The organism is Aureispira anguillae (assembly GCF_026000115.1).
Lineage (GTDB): Bacteria > Bacteroidota > Bacteroidia > Chitinophagales > Saprospiraceae > Aureispira > Aureispira anguillae.
Window position 1 is genome coordinate 276,226 of record NZ_AP026867.1, and the last position, 19,178, is coordinate 295,403.

General features: G+C 35.4%; 13 protein-coding genes. 8 read left to right on the plus strand and 5 right to left on the minus strand.

The window, feature by feature from the left end; all coding sequences use genetic code 11:
- Positions 1-337 precede the first annotated feature (337 nt).
- The gene (locus tag AsAng_RS01080) at positions 338-5,413 is read right to left on the minus strand and encodes a T9SS type A sorting domain-containing protein (RefSeq protein ID WP_264790919.1); all 5,076 of its coding nucleotides are present in this window, start codon (positions 5,411-5,413) and stop codon (positions 338-340) included.
- Positions 5,414-5,977: 564 nt separating this feature from the next.
- Here AsAng_RS01080 and AsAng_RS01085 point away from each other — a divergent pair.
- On the plus strand, positions 5,978-7,168 hold the full coding sequence (locus AsAng_RS01085) for a PP2C family protein-serine/threonine phosphatase (RefSeq protein WP_264790920.1): 1,191 nt from the start codon (positions 5,978-5,980) through the stop codon (positions 7,166-7,168).
- A gap of 242 nt (positions 7,169-7,410) precedes the next feature.
- Positions 7,411-7,677: a hypothetical protein gene (locus tag AsAng_RS01090; protein WP_264790921.1), complete on the plus strand. Its 267-nt coding sequence runs from the start codon at positions 7,411-7,413 to the stop codon at positions 7,675-7,677.
- Positions 7,678-7,773: 96 nt separating this feature from the next.
- Here AsAng_RS01090 and AsAng_RS01095 read toward each other — a convergent pair whose 3' ends face one another.
- Positions 7,774-8,625: an alpha/beta fold hydrolase gene (locus AsAng_RS01095; RefSeq protein ID WP_264790922.1), complete on the minus strand. Its 852-nt coding sequence runs from the start codon at positions 8,623-8,625 to the stop codon at positions 7,774-7,776.
- A gap of 256 nt (positions 8,626-8,881) precedes the next feature.
- Between AsAng_RS01095 and AsAng_RS01100 the strand changes: the two genes are divergently transcribed.
- Both AsAng_RS01100 and AsAng_RS01105 read left to right on the plus strand, forming a co-directional pair.
- Entirely contained in the window at positions 8,882-9,664 is a 783-nt protein-coding gene (locus tag AsAng_RS01100) for an exodeoxyribonuclease III (RefSeq protein WP_264790923.1), read from the plus strand.
- Positions 9,665-9,809: 145 nt separating this feature from the next.
- Positions 9,810-10,553: a hypothetical protein gene (locus AsAng_RS01105; RefSeq protein ID WP_264790924.1), complete on the plus strand. Its 744-nt coding sequence runs from the start codon at positions 9,810-9,812 to the stop codon at positions 10,551-10,553.
- A 3-nt stretch (positions 10,554-10,556) separates the two neighbouring features.
- On the opposite strand, the gene AsAng_RS01110 is transcribed toward AsAng_RS01105, so the two are convergent.
- From AsAng_RS01110 to AsAng_RS01115, 3 genes are all read right to left on the minus strand, one after another.
- Entirely contained in the window at positions 10,557-10,958 is a 402-nt protein-coding gene (locus AsAng_RS01110; RefSeq protein WP_407655321.1) for an acyl-CoA thioesterase, read from the minus strand.
- 51 nt (positions 10,959-11,009) lie between these two features.
- Complete coding sequence (locus AsAng_RS29995; RefSeq protein WP_407655313.1) at positions 11,010-11,219, minus strand: cysteine-rich CWC family protein; 210 nt, start codon at positions 11,217-11,219, stop codon at positions 11,010-11,012.
- 156 nt (positions 11,220-11,375) lie between these two features.
- Positions 11,376-13,142, minus strand: coding sequence for a leucine-rich repeat domain-containing protein (locus AsAng_RS01115; RefSeq protein WP_264790926.1), 1,767 nt, complete (start codon positions 13,140-13,142; stop codon positions 11,376-11,378).
- A 558-nt stretch (positions 13,143-13,700) separates the two neighbouring features.
- On the opposite strand from AsAng_RS01115, the gene tsaB reads away from it, so the two are divergent.
- The 4 genes from tsaB (at position 13,701) to AsAng_RS01135 (ending at position 18,790) form a co-directional block, all read left to right on the plus strand.
- Positions 13,701-14,399, plus strand: coding sequence for a tRNA (adenosine(37)-N6)-threonylcarbamoyltransferase complex dimerization subunit type 1 TsaB (gene tsaB, locus AsAng_RS01120; protein ID WP_264790927.1), 699 nt, complete (start codon positions 13,701-13,703; stop codon positions 14,397-14,399).
- A 13-nt stretch (positions 14,400-14,412) separates the two neighbouring features.
- The gene (locus AsAng_RS01125; RefSeq protein WP_264790928.1) at positions 14,413-15,513 is read left to right on the plus strand and encodes an LptF/LptG family permease; all 1,101 of its coding nucleotides are present in this window, start codon (positions 14,413-14,415) and stop codon (positions 15,511-15,513) included.
- Positions 15,514-15,695: 182 nt separating this feature from the next.
- Positions 15,696-17,504, plus strand: coding sequence for a translational GTPase TypA (gene typA / locus AsAng_RS01130; RefSeq protein WP_264790929.1), 1,809 nt, complete (start codon positions 15,696-15,698; stop codon positions 17,502-17,504).
- A 536-nt stretch (positions 17,505-18,040) separates the two neighbouring features.
- Positions 18,041-18,790, plus strand: coding sequence for a hypothetical protein (locus tag AsAng_RS01135; RefSeq protein WP_264790930.1), 750 nt, complete (start codon positions 18,041-18,043; stop codon positions 18,788-18,790).
- Positions 18,791-19,178 lie beyond the last annotated feature (388 nt).

Genomic DNA, 19,178 nt, shown 5'->3' on the forward strand with positions numbered 1-19,178 from the left:
CTTTTTAGGATTATTGGGGGGAGTAGAGGGGAAATTTTATAGGCAAAGTATTTTTAGGGTACCCATGCAATTTATCTTTAACGATTGTTTGTTCTACAAGTTGCTAAAGTACTAAAGTAATCTAGAATTAGTTTTGCAACCTACCCAATTTGGTAGTATAGCAGCACAATAATCTATTGTGATAAAAGATCGTTTTGTACCTATTGACCATTTTCAAATTAAAATACAAAAAATAAAATGAAGCGCATCAAAATAATAGATCTTTGAACAGTGAAAATGAAAGAGGGCTGTCGGAATATTTTTTCCGACAGCCCTCAATTGTTTTAAAATAAAAAAATTATTGCTTTACAAATTTTCCAGATTGAATGTTTCCATCTTCTGATTTTAAGGTAGCAATATACATGCCTTGCGCTAAGTTTGTGACGTCAATTGTAAGTTGACCAACCATTGCTTTGGTTGCAACTGATTTTACTAACTTTCCAGTTGCATTGTAGATACTTAATATTTGATTAGCTCCATCTGTAACAACAAAATCTATATTAATAGCATCCTTAGTAGGATTGGGATAAATTGTCAGATTTGCTGTTGTTAAATCTACACGATTTAAATTACGTGAGTTGATAGGTTTAGATAATGGATAAGGAGCAAAAATGTAATCATGCCCACCAATAGATGCATCAACCATAGTACGAGCATGAACAGCGTACAAGCCTCTACGGTCATCAATCTCTTTTAAGCGTTGAATTTCATCATTGGTCATTTCTTGAATGCTTCTTAAAGAAAGTAACAAGTCTATATGGATGGTTTCAATTGCTTTTAAATCGTTCTCATCATCATTTTCTCCCTGTACATTTTGTAAGATCTGTTTGGCTACCATATAATTTCCCTGCTGGCGCTCATATTGGTAAGACAACCATGCTGTTTGGTTGGTACTCAATAATCCTGTATGCATAACGACAGTGTATAGAGCAGCTTTATCTGTTTGAGCAGATAAATTATTGAAAGCATCTACGGTCAAGCCATACAATGAAGCACCATCATTGTCTTTTACCAAACCTTGAATCGTTTGGGTATAATTCCCTTGCAAGACAGTGGTTCCTGAAGTAGTACTTCTAAAGAGTAAATTGGAAGGTCTGAAATCGTTATCTTCTCCACAGAAGTAAAGACTTCGTCCTATTCCACTCAAATTATCCAATTCACTTTGCACCAAAGACGCATCTTGATTCGCACATTTGGCAAAAGATGGATATTGAAGACCATTGGTTTGAGTAATCGTTACATTATTAAGCGTATTGTCAATAATAGCTGTTCCATTTGATCCATAGTCATTGTTGATGGCTTGTATTGGTGTACTTCCTGCTGCAACAAAAAGATCAAAGGCATTGTTTTCATTGTTACTGATAAAGGTATTGTGACCATTTAATTGCGTCAAATAGGAACCATTTCCCTTGCCAATTGAAGGAATTCCTCCTCCATGTCTGTTAAATTCTCCATCGATAGAGATACCAGCTTCATGGTAATTGTACAAATAATTGTTTAGAATAGTAGGCATGCGAGCAGAGGTACTTGTGTTATTGACAACTTCTATAGCTCTATGGGTATGTTTGATGCAGTTTGCTGAAATATAGTGATTCGTTGAAGTAGTAATAGTGCCATTAAAATGAGCAGCAATGCCAACAGAAGTGGTATTGTTTTCCAAGTCCATTTCAATTTCATTGCATTGAATAAATGCATTTATACTGTTGGCTACACCAGTTCTTAGTTCTGAATCTAAGAAGATACCATAATAATCAGATTTAATATGGTTGTCTGCTACCTTGATCTTTCTCTGTCCTGAAACTCCTGTTAGATGAACATAGATACCAACTTCAAAACCTTCAATGGCATTATCTCTAACAATAACCGCTGATGAATTGCCTATATTGATAGCGGATTGCATAAATGCAGCATTTTGGCTCGCTAAAACCGTTAGCGCTGGAGCATCAGCAGAACAAGAAAGTTTGTTGTTGAAAATTTCGATGTTATTAGCTGTTCCATTGGGAACAACAATTTGAGATGAACCAACATTATTTAATCTTGCTCTTCTAGTTACATTAATTTCATTGTTTTCTATCATAATAGGGTGACTCCCAAACGAACTTAATAGAATACTCTGAAACATATTGGTAAAGTCATTGGCACTAATTTCTAGCTGTGCAGTAGAGTATAAAGATTGTATTCCAGTGTATTGACTTTGGCTAGTGGCTACAGAAGTGGCATCAATGAAGGTGTTTTGATGAATATTTAGTGCATAAGCCTGTAGCCATCTATAGTCAGAACTAGTAGATTGTAACTGTATTCCTATGTAGTCATTATTGTCACGGATTGGAGCACAATCTTGTTCATGTCTATGAAAACTAATCTTATCTACATTGTCAATTTGAAAATCGTTCCCAGAAATGGCTTGGTTAGGAGCTAAGTTGTTGACTAGGATGCCTCTTCTGCAATTAGAAAATAGATTGTCTTGAATAGTGATCTCTGAAATCTCGTGATCATGAAAAGTATTGTAACCACCTTCTGCAAAACGCCCCATATACAAGCCTACATCAGCATTAATAAACGTACACTCTCTAATATTTCCAGTAGGTAGCGCAGTTACAGTAGCGGCTGTATTGGTAAATACAATCCCTCCCCAGCTAGTAGCTTCATTACAAGGTCTAAATACAGTATTGTAAGCTCTTAATTCGCCTCCATTGAGTACTTCTATACGAGCACACTCGCCAAAGACAATATCAGCATTGACCAAGTCTAAAATAGCTCCATCTCCTCTTACTTCTAAAATAACCCCGTCATCAATGTATAGTCTATTGGGCAAAGAATGATGACCATTGCTTGCTCTTAAAATATAGCGAACTTTTCCTTGCACAGATAAAGCCATAGGAGTAGGAATAATATTATATTGCGCCAACAAAGCAGGGTCCGTATTAGCTGTTAAATGAAAGTAAGACGGATCATCTTTTATGGGGCAACAGTCCTCTATTTCTACATCAATAGAAGCCGTTCCTGAGCAGCCATGATTATCTGTAACAGTTACAGCATAAGTATGTTGACCAAGGATACTTGTTGGTGCAGTTACGGGATTATTGGTTCCTAAGGTAGCAGGATTCCAAACTACAGTATTAATAGAATTGTTAGAACTGGTTGCTGTTAAGGTTAAGACATCATTTTGACAAATTGGATTGGGCAAAGAAGCCGTAATTCCAATAGTAGGGCTTGGATAAACGGTTACATTACCAATATTATCGGTATAGTTACATTCCAAGATGGTGCTAATAGGTGGTGTGTAATTGGCTGGATCAAAAGCTGTAACGGTTGTCCCATCTGCATTGAGCATGATAAAGACAGTTGTTGGCAATCCATAAGTAGTTGTTAATGGAATCGTAACAGTATGACAAGAACCATTTTGCGGAAGATTAACCCCTAATGTTGCCGTACCAATAATAGTAGGACTGGTACTGGTTGGGTCTCCTGAATAAATGGTAATGGGCATATCCATTGATAAGGTGTTGTCTCCTTCATTACAAACGTCAATGGTTATTGAATTACTTTCACAGTCCCAAGCTGGATTGGATAGAACAGCATTGGGCACTCTAAAAATAGTATCTGCATGCTGGTGCAAAAAACTATTAATTTGTCCAGGGTAGGTAAATGCAGCTCCATTATCTGGCAAAGCATGGTTTTGTTGATGAGTAGGAATGGTTAAATCATCGTTGACATTGGCATAAAAATAAGCATGCTGATTCCAAATACTACGAGTATCTGCCCAAGGGAAACTATTGGATTCAAATACGGTTACAACAGATTCATTTATACTAGTTCCTTCTTGACAAGAGCAAACAATTTCAGCTTGACCATCATTATCAACATCTGCAATTATTGGGTATTCTACAACTGTTCCTGATGTACAATGGTTACGGGCTACTTCTGTTAATGAAGTTCCATTATATGTAAAAATGCGCAAATGGTTTTCATCTCTGTAGATAATTTCTTTTGTTCCATCATAATTGAAATCAAAAGCAGTGCAAGTGGTATTTCCAGATTCGTCCGTTGTTACTGTAGAAGCTGTTACGGATAATGGATTTATTCCACTAGTATTAACCGTTTCCTCCAAAACCATAAAATTATAAGGAATAGTCACTACAATTTCTAAGGTGCCATCATTATCAAAATCAGTGACACTTGCTCGACTCATCCAACCCGTGCCCCCCAAGGGACCGCTTTCAGCTATAATAGCTTCTGTTCTTGGATTCCAAATGTATAAAAATGCGGAATTGTTTTTATTGGTAGAAACTACAATATCCAGTAAATTATCCCCATCCCAATCTACTACAGAAGTATAACCATCTGGGTATGCTGTGTTTCCTGTTGTTGTATTAGCAATTTCACTGGCTGTAATCGTCCAAGGAGTACCTAAAATAGAACCACTAGGTGGAGTAGTTGTTGTGGGATCTACCTGATAAACCGTATTTCCTGCAATTAATTCTAATCCGTAAGAATAGTTAGGATCCGTACGATCGTCTATGTCAACAGCAACTACTTGTTCTCCAAAATAATTATTATTCAAACCCGTACCTACCACCTGCCTAGGATAAGCTAGAAGTTCTAATTTAGTTCCTGTTGTTGCAGTGGGATTGTATCTGAAAATTCCAAGACCATGAGAAATTTCTGGAGTACCATCTCCATCAAAATCATAGATACCACTGGTAGCTGTTCTATTGATTGAACGATAACCATTTTGCTGAAATTGGAAAGGGGTTCCTACCCCTTGTAGGTTATAAAATGCCAATAATGTTCCTGTTGAACTATAAACGCACAAATGAAAATGATTGCCAAAGCTTTGACGAACAATAATCTCAGCTTGCCCATCATTATCAAGATCTCCTATGGCAGGATAGGGGTCTGTGGTATAATAAGTTCCCAAAGTACCTAATGTAGTTCCATTAATTGAAGTTCCAGCACCATTCAACGCTACACTATGTGTTAAACTAGTAGCCCCATCTTTAAAAATGTGAACAGCGCCCTCTGTATTGGCAGCAACATATTCAGTGATGCCATCATTATCAATATCGCCAACAACAGGAATTGTTGAAGCATAAATTAAATTGTTGGTAGTGCTTGATGTTCTACTTCTTTGAATAGAAAATGTACCTGATGGAGTTGGGCTTATACAGGTTGCAGTAATGTCGCAAGGGTCATAAAATGTATTGTTACAAGCTGTATTTCCACAGCAATCGGGATCGTAACAATCGATAAGACCATCGCCATCATCATCTATGCCATTACTGCAGTTTTCTTGTGCCCAAATGTGGGAAGAGAGGGTCATAAAGATGATGAAAAATAAATAAACCCTAGGGGCTTTAAAGTCGTTAATCATGGTTAAAATGTTTAGTCTAAATTAAGGAAATTAATATATTAAATTAATTGGTGATTTAAGGTTTAGGCATAGGTTGCTTGAAGATGAACTGGATAGGTTTATCTCTGGTAAAAATGCCTTGTTTTGATGAATTAGGTTATTAAAAGGTTAGACCTATAGATATTGTTTTTTGTTATGACAAAGTTAGATCTATTTAGATAAGGAATCAAGTTAGGTTTTTGAATGGGACATTATTGGGAGTGAAATGCTCAATACGCTTATTGAGATGAACATCATAGAGGGGGAAGACTCAATATTCTTATTGAGAGGAACATTATTCTTGAACATTAGATTTTTTATAGAACGATTCCCCCAAGTTCATTGCTTTAATCCTATCTAGCAACCAACTTTTTTGCTATCTTTAGGAATCGAATCAAAGCAATAGTCGTACAAAAAAGCTTATTTGGCTCTAAATTATTGTGAACAAAAATAGTACAGGTGGATACCTCTCAAAATATAAAACTAAAAACTAAAGAAGAGATTTTAGAAAGCAAGTTAACTTTGCAAAAGTTACAATTTAATCGTGTGCTCGAGATAACGCAAGCCATTAATAATAATATTGCTATTTCGGACTTGTTTAATTTATATAAGGGGTTATTGACTTGGGAAATGCGTGTAAAGAAGTTTGCACTCTATACTCGTCAAAAGGAGACCTGGATTTGTGTTACTTCAGCAGGGATTGAGGCTTGTGATTTAGAAGAAAATATAGAAGATTATTTACCGAATTACCACCGCCGTCAATCGGTTGACGAACCCAATCATCCTTTGTTGCAGCATTTTTCTATTGTACTTCCTGTTTATCACAAAGATTATGCAATTGCTTACACTTTTTTGGGACCAGATGCCTTGAATGATTCTGAAAATCATGGTTATGATCCCATTACGCTTATTTCTGCAATTACAAATATTATAGCAGTAGCGATAGAAAATAAACGTTTGTTTAAGCGACAATTGGATCAAGAACGCTTAAAGCGTGAAATGGAATTAGCGGTTCAGGTTCAAAATATGTTGATTCCAAGTGAGCTGCCGAATAATGAACAGTATGAGTTTGCTGGGATTTACCAACCTCATGAAGGAGTTGGGGGAGATTATTACGATTTTTTTGAGGTAGGAAGTGGTGAAGTTGCTTTTTGTATTGCCGATATTTCGGGCAAAGGAATTGCTGCGGCTTTATTGATGTCTAATTTTCAAGCCAATCTACAAACCTTAGTACATCGAAAATATTTAAGCGTCAAAAAATTTACCAACCGACTAAACTCTTTGGTACTTAGAACAACAAAAGGGGATAAGTTTATTACCTTTTTTATTGCGAGGTACCACGTTCGAAAAAGACGCTTGCGCTATCTTTGTGCAGGACACAACCCGCCTTTTATGTATACCCAAGGCAAAATTCAACGCTTGGACAAAGGCTGTACTATTTTGGGGGCTTTTGCCAAAATTCCTTCCATTGAATTTGGAGAGATTTTTTTAGAAGATGATGCATTGTTTTTGTTGTATACAGATGGTCTTACCGATTTGCAAAATGATAAAGATGAGTACTTTAACGATACTCATGTTGAGCAATTTATGAAAAAACATAATAGCTTGCCAGTTGGTGAGTTTAATGTTAAACTAATGGAAGAGGTGAATCGTTTTAAAGGCGAAAGGAGTTTTCCAGATGATATTTCTGTTCTAACTGGACGTTTGTTTGTTAATGGAAAAATGGAAAATGCTTAAGGGAAGATACTAAGCATGCCTAGCTTACCAATAAACGACTAATAGAACGGTATTTTTGTCGTATAGTGATAACAACTTTATAACATTTGATGCCATTATAACGCCTTAGAAGCCCTTAAATCCGACGTTTTGACAGTGTTGAGAACTTGGTTTACATTTTGATGTAGGATAAAGTGTTAGTAGAATGGTTCATCTGATTAAGCTACAGATAACTATTCTTATTGTTAACTTATTGACCAATTATGACAACGATATTATTAATTGCTTTTACTTATCTTTTTTATCAATTATTAATCAAACCAGTTCTTAAGCCTACCACAGTTCCCAATATGAATTATCGTCAAATGGATGAGAATCAAAACTTGATGGATATGTGGCGTCATTTACAGCAATTTCAACAAGAGAAAAAAAATCGAACAGAAAGTGCTACTAGAGCCAACGCTACAAAAGGAACCGCTCAGAAAGAAGGATTCCAAGGTGGAGAGTATATTGATTATGAAGAATTATAGCGTTTATTGCAAAAAATAAATCGTCTTAGCCTAAAAAATAACAGCGCCTTGTTCAATTGTATGGATTGAACAAGGCGCTATTTTTATTAAATAGGCTTAAGCTTCTTGATTCAAAAAGGACAATAAATCATTACCAGAAATACTAGGAATTTCTTCCATGGGTAAATGCCCAACATTGGGGTAAATTTTAAGGATAGCGTTGGGCAACATTTTATAAAATAAATGGGCATGTGCAACACTGATCCAAGCATCTTCCTTGCCCCACATAATAAGCGTTTGTTGTTCAATTTTTCGCAAAAAATGAGTGTTGTCTTGGAAAGGAGCATTGACCAAATCTATAAAAGCTTTGCTATTGCCTTCTCTTGTAAATAAGTCAAAATAGCGGTCAACCAATTTTTGGTTGATTTTAGAAATATCATAATACACTTGCTTGACAAATTGCTCTAAGATAGATTTTCGGACAACGTATTTTAAAACACGACCAGCTAAAGGAGATTGGGCTAATTTAAAGGGCAGGGGCATACTTTCTTTATCAATAAAGCCCGCAGCATCTATCAATATAAGTTTTTTGATCCGTTTGGGGTAGCGATAGGTAAATTCCCAAGCCAACCAGCCTCCTAATGAGCTGCCTGCAAGATGGCAATCTTGAAGGTTCAAAATATTCAGAAAGCGTTTTAAGACACGAATGTGATTACCAATGGTATAATCGCCAGAACTATTGGGACCTGTTAAACCAAAGCCCATTAAGTCTAAGCTAATAACACGGTAATTTTTTTGAAGCAGGATAGACCATTCGTTAAAGGTTTGCAAAGAAGAAAAAGCGCCATGAAGCAATACAATAGGAGGGCCCTCACCTTCATCTCTATAATGTACCATCATGTCATCAATAACGACAAAACGGGAATGATCGGTTGTATATTTGTAAATTAACTCTTTAAAGGTTGCCACGATAATTTGCTTTATAGGATAATGATTTTTAGGCTCTTTTTCTTACAAAATAATGTACAATACTCGGTAGAATTAAACCAATAACTTTTACATTTGTTCCCCAATAATGGAAGACATAATACAACATATTTTTTGTTTCAACAACTTAAATTGTTTTGTTTTAGGTGTTCCAACGATTCAAAGAGTAGCAGGAATGATAAATAATGATATGAAGGGCAATCCTGTACTATAAAAGAACTTAACCAAAGTATAACTAATGAAAGATACACTAAAAATTGTTTCTTATAATGTAAATGGAATCCGTGCCGCCATTAAAAAAGATTGGATTAACTGGGTGGCTGCCAACGATTTTGATATTATAGGAATACAAGAAACCAAGGCACAAGAGGAACAAGTCGATTTAATGGAATTAAAAGCACTTGGATTTGAGCATTTATATTGGCACTCTGCCGAAAAAAAAGGATATAGTGGTGTGACGATTTTCTCAAAAAGAAAGCCTGACAAGGTGGTTTTGGGAATGGGAGTAGAGCGTTTTGACAAAGAAGGGCGTGTTATTCGTGCGGATTTCGGCGATCTGACCGTGCTCAATTGTTATTTTCCTTCTGGAACTTCTGGGGATGTTCGTCAAGATGTTAAGTATGATTTTTTGGATACCTTTTATGAGTGGATCAAAGAATTAAAGAAAGAACGCCCCAATTTGATTGTACAAGGGGATTATAATATTGCACACACCGAGCGAGACATTCACAATCCTAAGAGCAATAAAAAAACTTCTGGTTTTTTGCCCGAAGAACGAGCTTGGATGACCAAATGGTTGTCTGAAGGGGGCTTTGTGGATGCTTTTCGCTATCAAAATCCAGACCTAGAAAAATACAGCTGGTGGAGTTATAGAGCCAAAGCAAGAGCCAATAACAAGGGCTGGAGAATCGATTATCAATCGGTGACTGAGAATTTAAAAGATAAAATTGTTCATACTGATTTATTGAATGATGCAGTGCATTCAGACCATTGCCCCTGTTTGCTAGAAATTAAGCTGTAAGCTTTGAAAGTGTACTATTGTTTTTATATTTGCAGGTGTTGAATATAATAAATAATTATTTGATTAATAACATGGTGATGCTATTTGAATGACGCAATAAGTTGGACCACTACCATGTTGATTAAAGGGCAAAATCAAACTATATATGAAAGCACTAGTACACGCACTTTTTTTATTGATATTTTTATTGGGAATGGAGGCTTGCCAGACCACCCAAAACTTGACGAAGCCTGCAACCGATCAAGTTATTTATAGTAAGGCTATTCAGGATGCTATGTATGCTACTCCAGCCAAGGTGTCTAATAATTTGGTCGAAATTAATAAAAATAATAAAGAGCTAGTTTGGAAGACCATTGAAGGCGAGGCTTATTTGCTGGTCGTTACTTGGAAACAGAATGTATCTTACTATGAACCTTATTTGGATTCTTCTTTTTATAATACAGGAAATTATCCCATCTGGATTACGACTGCTCCTGAGTTGTTAAATCGGATGAAAGCCGAAAATGCGAGCAATGTAGATCGGAGATTAATTGAACTGTTGGGGTTGCCACCCAATGCTACTTATTCTTATTTTGTAGAATTTTGGGTGCGACCACAAGACCTTTTTCGCCCTTGCCCTGACCGAGAGATTTCGGATTCAAAATGCGAGGTTTGTTTTCCTGCGAATACCGACTCTGCTCATGTAAATTGGATTAACCAAAGTAGAATTGATCGATATTATCCTTGCGAATTATACGATCAATACCCTTGGACTCAGTTAGGATATACCTACGATTGGAACCCCAAAAACAAATCTCATGTTGGATTGAGTGAGTTTGTTATTGGCAAGAATAAAAAAATTGTGGTACATAAAATTTATACCACAGAAGACTACCTAAAAAAAGAATAGAGGTTATTTTTTGATGAAGGTTTCAATTACTCGGATTGGCTTGCGATCTTCATCAATAGCAACAAAGGTAAAGATGCCTGTAATCGCTTTCATGCGACTCTCTTCATACATTTCTTCTAGATAAATATCAACCTGAACTTTGATACTGGTATTTCCTACATAAACGACTTTGGCAACCAGTTCAATTAGTGTTCCAGCAGGGATAGAATGCTTAAAATGCACTTGGTCAGAAGTAACGGTGACCATACGTTTTCTAGAAAAACGAGTAGCACAAATAAACGCTACTTCATCCATCATTTGTAATGCTGTGCCCCCAAAAAGGGTATTGTAGTGATTGGTTGTATTGGGAAGTACTGCCTTAAATATTCTTGTAACAGAATTGTCGATTTTGTCTTGAACCGTCATCGTCATAATTGATATAGAATTTGTACATCTACTTACTTAAAATAAAACAAACTACCTTTCTTTCGAAGGCGGCACAAAACTACTCTTTTTTAAAGAAGAACCAATTTTTTGTAAGCAACTTATGCACAAACAATCTTTATAAGTTTTTTCCAAAAGCGCAATAGCTGTTTTATCGAGTTGAACGCTAGAGCATTGACAGTTGGCAATGTCATTAGCATTACAAATAAAAGTAGTTTGACAGTTAGAACATATTTTTTTCATAGAAGTTGTTAAAAATCAACAGAGTGCTGTAAAAATAAAAAATTAGATAATTGGCAGACGAAACAAAATGGATGATCTGCCAATTATCAAAACTAAAAACATCAGGTAATGAATAGCAGTAGAAGTGCTGACTGTTTATTCAACAACTGGTGCGTTTTATTCATAAATTATTTCAGTATTGGGTAATTCTTTTTTTAAGCGACTAACTTCATCTTCTTCAATGATCGCATTGGTTAAAGTAATTTTCTGAGTAAGCAAGGAAGGAATTTTCTCAGGCAAAGGAGCCAACTTACTACTGGTCAAATCCAGTTCTAATAACTTAATGGTCTCAATAGCTGTAAAAAGTGCATCAATTTCTAGTTCCATACAATTGGTTAAAGAGAGCTTTTCTAACTGCTTTAGTTGAGTTGTTGTTGCAGGGATGGTTTTTAAATCCGTTGAATTTAAACTTAAGACCTTAAGATCCGTTAGTTTTCCAATGGATTCAACAAGTATTTCGATAGAATTTTTATCCAAGTTAAGATATTCTAACTGTTGGAGGTTACTAATGTCGTCAGGAATGGTATTAAGTTCAACTGCTGTTAAATTAAGAGCTTGCAATTTTGAGAAAGTAGCCAATGTATTCCAAAAAGAGGCGGTAGCTATTCCTTTATTTCCCGATAAATCAATGGTAGATAGTTGCGTACATTGAGCAAGTGCATCTGGAACCTGCGCAATGTTATTATAAGCTAATTGGAGTGTTTGTAAAGCCGTTAGTTGGTTGATAACGGGCATGATTTCTTCCCAATTTAATGCAGGGTTGTTTGATAAATCTAAATATTCTAAGGCAGTTAAAGCAGCCAGTCCTTTAGCTTTTAGATCACTAAGTTGAGCCCCATTTAAATCCAAGTAATTTAATGCTCTTAAACTGCCAATATTAAAGCCCAATTTGTTGATTTCATTCTTTCCTAAATCTAAAGTTTTTAGTTCTCTGAGTTGGCGAATAGTTTCTGGAAGATCGGTTAATTGATTGTTGTTTGCTTGTAGTGTTTGAAGCTCTGCCATATCTCCAATACCACCAGGCAATGCAGTTATTTTGTTGTTGTTGATATTCCAATGTTGCAAACCTTCTAAAAGAGAAAAGGCTTCCGATATGGTTTGAATCTCATTGTTCTCCGCACGTAGTGTTTTCATACGGATGAGTTGAGTCATTCTATCGGGGAGTTCGGTAATTTTGTTGTTGGCAATATTTAGAGTTGAAATATAACGACAGTCCATGACCTCTTTAGGAACTTCGGACAACTCATTAAAGGAAATGTCAATATGTCTTAGCGTTTTTATTGGTGCAATATTTTCAAAGGCACTTCTAAAATCCAATTGAGGGTTGTAAGACAACCCAATATATCGGAGCATTGGCATTTTTGCGATGTTTTTAGGCAGTTGAACCAGCAAGTTTTTGCTTAGTTCTAGGTGCTTTAATGTCTTTAGGCTCTTAATGCTATTAGGAAGCACAATAATACTATTATTGCTTAGTTCTAATTTTGCTAAACTGGTGTTTTTAGAAAATAAGCCAAATATTGAATTGATACTATTGGCACGAATGGCGCTGTTTAAATAAAGTTCTTTGAGCGCTTTAAAATCTTTAAAACTTTTAGGAAGCCCTTCTAAGATATTGTTGTCTAAATTTAAAATTTCTAACTTTTTTAAATTGGCAATTTCGTCTGGAAGTTCCTCTAACTTATTATTAGATAAGTTTAGTGTTTGCAAATTTAGACATTGAAACAATTGAGCAGGAAGATTGCTTAGTGTTTGATTGCTTAAATCAACATGAATAACTTGATCTAATTGAAGCGTAGTATCTGATAAAGAGGTGTAAATGGTATCATTTTGAGCATTCGATAGGACGGTAGATAATAGTAGTCCGATAAGTGCAATTATTCGCATTTGGTAATCTTATTTTATGAAGTTGTTTAAAAATGAGTACCCCCCGAAGGAGCAGCAAAGCTAATTTTTTCTATAATCAAGACCAAAGTCTTAGCTCTATTAACGGATGCGTAAAGGAAAAAGAGATGTTATTTAGGATATTAGCTCATTTTTAAGCAATTTCTATGTTAAATGGATTGATTTTGTAGTGTTGAAACCCCTTTTGTATAAAGGCTCTAGATGAAATTGCAAATATATTAAAAGTGTTGTATGGTTTTAGTTTTTTTTTACGTAAAAAAAGCGTTAATGTTCTGTGTTTTAAAAGCATTTAATCATTGATTATTTGTTGTAATATTCCCTAATCAAAAAACTCACCAATTTTTTAGAGAACAGGTGTGTTGGTGTGCTTTTTTTGTGCCCTTTGGTTGACCAAAATAAAATCAAGAAAAAAAAATTAGGGAACTTGTAACAAGCCTTAACATTCTTTTTTTACAAGGGCTTTCCAAAAATTGTTTGAATAGGTTATCTTTGGCTGAAGATAAATAACTACACAAAACTAATGGCTGTAAATTTAGACTAGTGACAACAAAAATATTATTGATAGAAACAACTACTCGGAGTTGTTCAGTTTGTTTGAGTAAGAATGGAGAACCTTGGATTGTTCGGGAGACAAAAAGCCAATCGGGGCATGCCGAAAAGCTAACGCTCTTTATTCAAGAGGTTATGGATACGGCTTCTCTGCGTTTAGAAGACTTAGATGCAATTGCCATTAGTCAAGGACCTGGTTCGTATACAGGACTAAGGATTGGTGTTTCTACCGCTAAAGGGCTTTGTTATGCGTTGGACAAACCGATGATTGCCGTAGATACTCTACAGGCTTTAGCATGGGGGGCAAGTAAGCAATTTGCTAAGCCCAATACAGCTTATGTCGCATTGATGGATGCTCGAAGAATGGATGCTTATGTTGGAATTTATGGTACAGAAATGGAAGCAATCAAATCTCCTTATTTTTGCACACTTACGCCAACCAGTTTTGATTTTTTGCTAGAACAAGAGGGCTTTAATCAGATTGTTTTTGTAGGGGACGCTACAGCAAAGTATCAAGGAATGGTTGCGCCTACTAATCGGCTGATTAGTTCAGTTGATTTGCCTTCTGCTAAGTATTTAGCCAACTTGGCGCAGCTAGCTTATGAGCAAGAGCAATTTGTTGATGTTGCTTATTTTGAGCCATTTTATCTTAAAAAGCCCAATATTACAAAACCTAAACCTAAGTTTTAACCCCCTGTTAGCAGTGAAAATATTAGACAAATACATACTAAAACGATATCTAGGAAGCTTTTTCTTTATTGTCATGTTATCTTCTATGTTGTCTGTTGTAATCGATGCAGCAGAGAAAATTAACGATTTTTTGGCAGAAGATGGACCTACTTTTTATCAAGTTGTATTTGAATATTATCTCAATTTTATTCCATTTTTGAATAGCTTGATTTTTCCCTTGTATAACTTAATTGCAGTGGTATTTTTTACTTCAAGATTAGCCGCTAACTCAGAGTTTATTGCTATGATTGGAAATGGGGTGAATCACTATCGCTTGTTAGTTCCCTATCTTTTGGGGGCTTCAATAATTGCAGGCTTACATTTTTATGGCAATCATAATTTAATACCAGAATCAAATAAAACGAGAACCCTATTTGAGAATACCTATATTTATAAGCATAATTTTGTAGGAAATACAGGAAATTTTCATGCAGCAGCTAGCCCTTATGAAGAGTTTTATTTGCAGGGATTTAATCGTTATGATAGTACTGGAAGTTTGTTTGCTTGGATCAAGCATGATAGTTCTCGATTGAAGCGAACTTCTGTTTGGACAGCAACAAAAATTCGTTTGTTAGAACCGCCCAATCATTGGCGTTTATCAGGGATAAAAAAACGAGAAAAAGTATCGGCATTTAAAGATGAGGTGATTACGATGCCACCTCAAGTGACTATTGATACAACAATTGGGTTATATGTAACCGACTTGATCAAAAGAGACAACCACAAGGACAATATGACCACGGATGAATTAATTGTTTATATCAATAAGCAAAAGGCAAAAGGCATCGGGGGTACGCTGGTTTTTGAGGTCGAACGGTATCGAAGAAGTGCAGACCCCTTTTCTATTTTTATTCTAACCTTAATTGGTTTTTCAATTGCTTCTCGAAAAATGAGGGGAGGAATGGCTTGGCATTTGGTGGTAGGTTTTGGATTATCAGCTATTTATATTTTTATGACTAAGTTTTCCACCACTTTTTCTATCAATGGAGGTTTGTCGCCATTTGTTGGGGTTTGGGTGCCCAATTTCTTTTTTATGGGGGTTGCTATATGGATGCTTTTTAGAGCTCAAAAATAATAACGCAAATAATTCAAATGGTAATTTATTATGTTATTACTGTTAAATCATGCCTCTACAGCTAGCAGAATATCATTGATTTATTAAAAAATTAGCCATTAACAAATAAAAGTTGTACCTTTGCAGCGCTTTTAAGCAGCTTAGATCTTAAGTTGTATTTTTAATTAGATAACGAATAGAAAATGGCCAATCAACCACTACGTAATATTGCTATTATTGCGCACGTAGACCATGGAAAGACTACTTTGGTAGACAAAATTTTGCACCAATGTCAACTTTTTAGAGAGAACGAAGAAGCTGGTGAATTAATTTTGGATAACAATGACCAAGAGCGTGAACGAGGTATCACGATTTTGGCCAAGAATGTATCGGTACAATATAAAGGTACCAAGATTAATATCATTGATACTCCTGGTCACGCCGATTTTGGTGGTGAGGTAGAGCGAGTATTGAATATGGCGGATGGTGTTTTGCTTTTGGTAGATGCGTTTGAAGGTGCAATGCCTCAAACCCGTTATGTATTATCCAAAGCTTTAGCATTAGGTAAAACTGTTGTGGTGGTGGTCAATAAAGTAGATAAAGACAATTGCCGTCCTGATGAAGTTCAAGAAGAGGTATTTGAGTTGATGTTTAACTTGGATGCAACAGAAGAACAATTAGAATTTAAAACAGTTTATGGCTCTGCCAAAATGGGATGGATGGGACCAGACTGGGAAACTCCTACCAACGATATTACGCATTTGCTAGATGTTGTGTTGGATGTAGTTCCTGCTCCAGAAGTAGTAGATGGGACGGTTCAGTTACAAATTACCAATATTGATTACTCTAAGTATATTGGTCGTATGGCAATGGGACGTGTTACTCGTGGTTCTCTAAAAGTAAATCAGCCTATTTCTTTAGTGCGTAGAGATGGTTCTATTGACAAAACTCGAATCAAAACATTGTATGTGTTTGATGGATTGGGCAAAAAAGAAACAGATAGCGTAGAATGTGGTGATTTGTGTACAGTTGCTGGTATGGAGAAATTTGATATTGGTGATACGATTGCCGATGCAGAAAATCCTGAAGGATTAGCACCTATTTCTATTGACGAACCAACAATGAGCATGTTATTTACCATCAATGATTCTCCATTTTTTGGAAAAGAAGGTAAATATGTAACTTCTCGTCACATTAGAGAGCGTTTGTTTAAGGAAACGGAGAAAAACTTGGCGTTGAAAATTGAAGAGACAGAATCTCCTGATGCTTATATGGTTTATGGGCGTGGTGTAATGCATTTGTCTGTTTTGATTGAAACAATGCGTCGTGAAGGCTATGAATTGCAAGTGGGTAAGCCACGTGTTATCATCAAAGAAATAGAGGGCAAAAAGCACGAGCCTGTTGAGTTGTTGTCTATTGATGTTCCTGAGAATTTTTCTGGTAAAGTGATTGAATTGGTATCTCAACGCAAAGGAGATATGACAATTATGGAGCCTAAAGGAGATTTGATGCACCTAGAATTTAATATTCCATCTCGTGGTATTATTGGTCTGAGAACAATGATCTTAAATGGTACGGCTGGTGAGGCGGTAATGACTCATCGTTTCTTAGATTATGAGCCTTGGAAAGGTGAGATCGAAGGGCGTAGCAAGGGGGCTTTTATCGCTATGGAAAATGGAACTTCTATTCCTTATTCTATGGATAAATTGCAAGATCGTGGTAAATTCTTTATCCCTACTGGGGTAGATGTTTATGAAGGTCAAGTAATTGGAGAGCATAGTCGTGAAAATGATTTGGTCATCAACATTACTAAAACTAAGAAATTGACCAATATGCGTTCTTCTGGAGCTGATGATAAGGTGAAGTTGCCTCCTCCAGTTGTTTTCTCTTTGGAGCAAGCAATGGAATATATTGGCGAAGATGAATACGTAGAGGTAACTCCTGAGAATATTCGTATGCGTAAAATATTCTTGAAGGAACATGACCGTAAAAGAATGGCTAAAAAAGACTAGTTATAACTAATGATTATTGCTGAGTAGATGGCAATAATAAGCTATAAAATAGGAAAGCTATCTAAGAAAATTCTTAGATGGCTTTTTTTTATTGTATTAATAAACAATCTATTATAAAATAATTGTATTCGTTTTTTGATCTTATGTTAAAATTGATAGAAGCCTTAAATTTTTACTCAAAATTAGTAACAAAAAAGACAGATCTAGCATAGACTACTTGTATGATTTTATTAAAATATTGTTTGCTGTTATCTTCTTTTAGTCTTGTGATAATTTCGGATTTTAGGTTTTGTTTAGAATAAATGACTTTAATGGAGAGAGAAAGTAAATTATTATATGTAAGTAATGGGGCAAAATTATTTATAGAATTTGCAGTAAAAGATTTTTGATATTAACAAGGCGAAAAACACAGTCATAGCCTTAGCTATGGCGAGTATTTTCAACACAGTTAAGATTAAAAAGATTGCTCGAATAAACTATCAATAATTTAGATTCATTACTTAATAACATTAAAAACTAAATAACACTTAAATACCATGAAACGTATAGGTCCCTCCTTCATTATCTTATTACTTATCTTTTTTATCTCCCCCTTTATTTCAATTGCTCAAGGTAACTTTCAATGGGAAGGTAGATGGGAAGTTGTTGCCAGTGAATATTCGTTTTGTAATATTCATGTGGTTACCAGCTTGATTGAAAACCAGAGCCAACCAACTGCTATTTTGGAGGGCTTAATTCAAGGGAAGCCTTTTCGCATCAAATGTAATGTAAAGGAACTTCCTCAACGAAACTCTATTGTTTTTTATGAAGCTGTAGCAATGGATCAAGAAGCACAATATGCTTCCAATCAGCCGTTAATTATACTTGCTCTAAATAAAGCAGGCAGACAAGTTACGGTTAATCCTATTTGGATGCAGTTGGATATTACAAAAGAGGAACAAAATAAAACGTGCACCATAAGAAAAGTTGCTATTCCTCGTTATAAAGGAACTTATACGGTTAACCAAGACGCTACCCAAATGGCATTAAAAATTGCTAAGGTTAAAAAAGCCAGTTTTGAGGCGACAATAAATTCTAATAATACAGCAAAAATCGCCTGTGCTTGTGAATTACAAGCTAGGCATCTAGCAGTCTGTTACCCTGATCATGAAAAAGGTGTTTTTTATTTAGATTTTAATGAGGAAGGGGTAAAGTTAATTCGAAATTATGATGAAAATATATACCAACCTAAAAAGCAAACAGAGGACAAAGAGTATTTAGTATTAAATACTACATTTAAAAAGTAACAGTTTAGAAATGAATAATTAAGCACTGTTACTTTGCTGTAAGATTAATTGGTAGTCGTTGATTAAAAAATCAACGACTTTTTTTATGAATGAAACTTAAAAAATGCTTTTTGAGGGCTAATAGGCTTCAAATTATAAGTTCACTTTGCTTCTATTTTTTACAAGATAGATGAATCACAACAGATTATACTGGCAAGGAAGGAGAACGAGTGAATTTTGTTCTCATCAAGTTGTTTTTTTTTCGATTTGCAACTCAAATAAGTCAACGATTTTCTGTTTTTCCTTCCTTTTGGCAAGAATGTGCTATAAAAGGCAAGAAGAGTACCTTTTTTGGCAAGAATGAACAAATAAATGGCGAGAATACACCCTTATTTAGTTATAAAATGTT